Raw genomic sequence first — 4,504 nt, forward strand, 5'->3', positions numbered from 1 at the left:
GGGCGAAGGGGCGGGTGTTCCGGTGCGCGGATGTGGCCGTGTGCGAGCCGTGGCTGACGGATGCGTCCGAGCGGGAGTTGCTGAGGACGTTGGGGGAGTTTCGTGAGCCGGAGTCGCTGACGCCCGCGCGCGAGGCGCTGTTGCTCGTGTTGGAGCGCGAGGGGGGCGTCGAGGCGCTGTCGGTGGAGGAGTGGGAGGCGAGGGAGGAGGCGCGCAGGCAGGAGGAGGAAGCGGCGCGCAGGAGGGCGGAGGAGGAGCGGCTCCGCGCCGAGGAGGAGGCTCGTCGGCGGGCGGAGGAGGCTCGGCTGGCGGAGGAAGCCCGACTCCGTGCGATTGAAGAGGCTCGGCTCGCGGAAGAGGCTCGGATTCGTGCCGAGGAGGCTCGGCTCGCGGAAGAGGCGAGGGTTCGGGCGGAGGAAGAACGGCGGGCGGAAGAGGCCCGGGCTCGTGCCGAGGAAGAACGGCGGGCGGAAGAGGCCCGGCGTGCGGAGGCTGCTCGGCTGGCGGCAGAGGCTTGGATTCGCGCCGAGGAGGAGCGACTCGCGGAAGAGGCCCGGCTCGCCGAAGTGGCTCGGCTTGCCGAGGAGGCCCGGCTCGCGGAAGAGGCGCGGATCCGTGCCGAGGAAGAGCGGCGGGCGGAGGCTGCGCGGCTGGCTGAAGAGGCTCGGGTGGCTGAAGAGGCCCGACTCGCTGAAAAGGCGCGGCTGGCTGAAGAGGCTCGGCTCGCGGAAGAGGCCCGGCTGGCTGAAGAGGCTCGGGTCCGTGCGGAGGAAGAGCGACTCGCGGAAGAGGCCCGGCTCGCTGAAGAGGCGCGACTTGCCGAAGAGGCCCGGGTCCGTGCGGAGGAAGAGCGACTCGCGGAAGAGGCCCGGCTCGCTGAAGAGGCGCGACTTGCCGAAGAGGCCCGGGTCCGTGCGGAGGAAGAGCGACTCGCTGAAGAGGCCCGGCTCGCCGAAGAGGCGCGACTTGCCGAAGAGGCCCGGGTCCGTGCGGAGGAAGAGCGACTCGCTGAAGAGGCCCGGCTCGCCGAAGAGGCCCGGGTCCGTGCGGAGGAAGAGCGTCGCGCGGAAGAGGCACGGCTCGCGGAAGAGGCACGGCTCGCTGAAGAGGCACGGCTCGCTGAAGAGGCACGGCTCGCTGAAGAGGCTCGGCTCGCTGAAGAGGCTCGGCTCGCTGAAGAGGCTCGGGTCCGTGCTGAGGAAGAGCGCCGCGCGGAAGAGGCTCGGCTCGCTGAGGAGGCCCAGCTCGCTGAAGAGGCTCGGCTTGCTGAAGAGGCTCGGTTCGCTGAAGAGGCGCGGGCTCGTGCTGAGGAAGAACGCCTCGCTGAGGAGGCTCGGCTCGCTGAGGAGGCTCGGCTCGCTGAGGAGGCTCGGCTCGCTGAGGAGGCCCGGCTCGCTGAAGAGGCTCGGCTCGCTGAAGAGGCCCGGCTCGCTGAAGAGGCGCGGCTCGCTGAAGAGGCGCGGCTCGCTGAAGAGACGCGGCTCGCTGAAGAGGCTCGGCTCGCGGAAGAGGCACGGCTCGCTGAAGAGGCGCGGCTCGCTGAAGAGCTACGCGCTGAAGAGGCTCGACTCCGTGCCGAGGAAGAACAACGCGAGGAAGAGGCCCGGCTCGCTGAAGAGGCTCGGCTCGCTGAAGTGGCTCGGCTCGCTGAAGAGGCCCGACTCGCCGAAGAGGCTCGGGTTCGTGCAGAGGAAGAGCGCCGCGAGGAAGAGGCCCGGCTCGCTGAAGAGGCTCGGCTCGCGGAAGAGGCCCGGCTCGCGGAAGAGGCTCGGCTCGCTGAAGAGACTCGGCTCGCTGAAGAGGCTCGGGTTCGTGCGGAAGAAGAGCGCCGCGCTGAAGATGCCCGACTCGCCGAAGAGGCTCGGCTGGCGGAAGAGGAGCGCTTCGCTGAAGAGGCTCGACTCGCCGAAGAGGTGCGGGTCCGCGCAGAGGAAGAGCGACTCGCTGAAGAAGCCCGGCTCGCGGAGGCTCGGGTCCGTGCGGAGGAAGAGCGACTCGCTGAAGAAGCCCGGCTCGCGGAGGAGGCTCGGGTTCGTGCGGAAGAGACCCGACTCGCCGAAGAGGCGCGACTCCGTGCCGAGGAAGAACGACTCGCGGAAGAGGCTCGGCTGGCTGAAGAGTCCCGGCTGGCTGAAGAGCGACGCGCTGAAGAGGCTCGCGTCGCTGAAGAGCGACGCGCTGAAGAGGCTCGGGTCGCTGAAGAGGCTCGGCTAGCGGAAGAGGCTCGGCTAGCGGAAGAGGCTCGGGCCCGTGCGGAGGAAGATCGCCGCGCGGAAGCGGCTCGGCTTGCTGAGGAGGCTCGGCTCGTTGAAGAGGCTCGGGTTCGTGCAGAGGAAGAGAAACGCGCGGAAGAGGCCCGCCTAGCTGAGGAGGCTCGGCTAGCGGAAGAGGCTCGGCTAGCGGAAGAGGCGCGGGCCCGTGCGGAGGAAGAGCGTCGCGAGGAAGAGGCTCGGCTCGCAGAAGAGGCTCGGGTTCGTGCGGAAGACGAGCGCCGTGCTGAAGAGGCCCGACTCGCCGAAGAGGTCCGGCGGGCGGAAGAGGATCGCCTCGCTGAAGAGGCTCGACTCGCCGAAGAGGTGCGGGTCCGCGCGGAGGAAGAGCAACGCGCTGAGGAGACTCGGCTCGCGGCAGAGGCTCGGCTCGCGGAGGAAGCTCGGGTTCGTGCGGAGGAAGAGCGACTCGCTGAAGAGGCCCGGCTCGCCGAGGAGCGCCGCGAGGAAGAGGCACGACTCGCTGAAGAGGCACGACTCGCTGAGGAGCGCCGCGAGGAAGAGGCACGACTCGCTGAAGAGGCACGACTCGCTGAGGAGCGCCGCGAGGAAGAGGCCCGGCTCGCGGAAGAGGCACGACTCGCGGAAGAGCGCCGCGAGGAAGAGGCTCGGCTCGCTGAGGAGGCCCGGGTGGCGGAAGAGGGTCGACTCCGAGCCGAGGAAGAGCGCCTCGCGGAAGAAGCTCGGCTGACGGAAGAGGCTCGGCTCCGCGCCGAGGAAGAACAGCGCGCCGAGGAAGCCCGTCTGGCCGAAGAAGCTCGGCTCCGCGCCGAGGAAGAACAGCGTACCGAAATCATCCGCCTGGCCGAAGAAGCCCAGCTTCTCGCAGAGGAAGAGCGACTCGCCGAGGAGGCCCGGCTTGAGGAAGAGGCGCGTCACGCGGAGGAAGTCCGTCTCGAAGTCGAGCGTCGCCGCGCGGATGCGGTGCGGCGCGCGAAGGAAGTGCGTCACGCTGAACAGGCCCGCCTCGCGGAGGAGCAGCGCCTCGCCGACGAGGCACGGCAAGCCGAGGAAGCCCGCCTCGCCGCCGAAGCCCTTCAGTCCGACGAGCAGCACATCGCCGAAGAGGCCCGGCTCGCGCCGGAGCAGGCCCTCCAGCTCCCCGCGCCCTCGGCCCCCGACGCTGACGCCTCGGACGACATCGACGCGCTCACTCTCGACGTCGGGGACATCATCCCCGCGGATCCCGATGAGCCGCCTCCCGCGAACCCCTTCCCCCGCGCCTCCAACGTCCCGCCGCTCGCGGCGTCTTCGTCCCAGGCGAGCCTCCCCCTCCATGCCGAAAGCCGCGAAGCCTTGCGAACGGCCCGGGAGCGCGCCCAGGCGGAGCTCCTCCACGACATGGAAGAGGCGCTGCGGCGCTCGAAGTCCCAGCCGCTCGAGCCCTGGCTCGCGGACGAGCCTCCGGGCACCGTGCCTCCCACCCGGACCCGGGACCGAGTCCCCGTCCAGGACGAGTCCTGGCGCGCGAAGGAGACCCTCCTCACGCCGCCGGCCGAGTCCGAGTCCGACCTGCCGCTGCTCGAACTCGAACCCGAGCCCGAGCTCTGGGCCGCCGCGGATCCGCTGCCCACACCGCCCTCCCTGCCTCCACGCACCGTCGCGGGGCCGCCCGTCCTCACCCCTGTCGCCCTGGACGGCCCTCCCGTCCTCATGCCCGTGGAGCCCGAGGAGAGCCCCGACGAGGAGTCTGTCGAGCAGGAGACCGACGACAGCCTGTGGGCCACCCGTCCCGCCCCTGTCGCCGCGCCGCCGCCGCTGCGCCTGGGGCCCACGCCCCCCAAGAGCGGCAGGGCCACCGAGGACGACCTCTGGCGCATCGTCTCATTCGACAAGGACGAGGCCGCCGAAACGCTGACCGCCTCCTTCGAGGCCGCGCTCCAGCACGTGGATGCCCACCTGGAGACGCTCGTCCGCTCGGATGTCAATCAGGCGAACGTCGACGAGCCTCCCGTTGAAGGCATCGTCGAGGCGACCATTGAATCGGACTTCGAGACCTTCCCCGGTGACAACACCGGCCCAACTGGCGAGACTGCGTGGTCCGAGCCGTCCGGTGATCTAGACGACTGGGATTTCGACGAGGACGACGTGGCGGCAGATCCCTCCAATCCCGACGAGGCAGCGAAGCTGCGGCGCCAGCGCCTGCTGCGCCGTGCCATGGAGAACATGGGCGTCCTCGGGAATCGGGGCGCCCCGGCCACCACCGCCGCGACGCCCGTGGCCGAGCCCGGCCC

1 protein-coding gene is annotated in these 4,504 nt (G+C 70.6%); it reads left to right on the forward strand.

The window, feature by feature from the left end; genetic code table 11:
* Positions 1-4,504, forward strand: a 4,504-nt coding sequence (locus tag FJV41_RS56955) for a molecular chaperone DnaJ (RefSeq protein ID WP_497812676.1), incomplete at both ends; no start/stop codon positions are given.

Source organism: Myxococcus llanfairpwllgwyngyllgogerychwyrndrobwllllantysiliogogogochensis, assembly GCF_006636215.1.
Lineage (GTDB): Bacteria > Myxococcota > Myxococcia > Myxococcales > Myxococcaceae > Myxococcus > Myxococcus llanfairpwllgwyngyllgogerychwyrndrobwllllantysiliogogogochensis.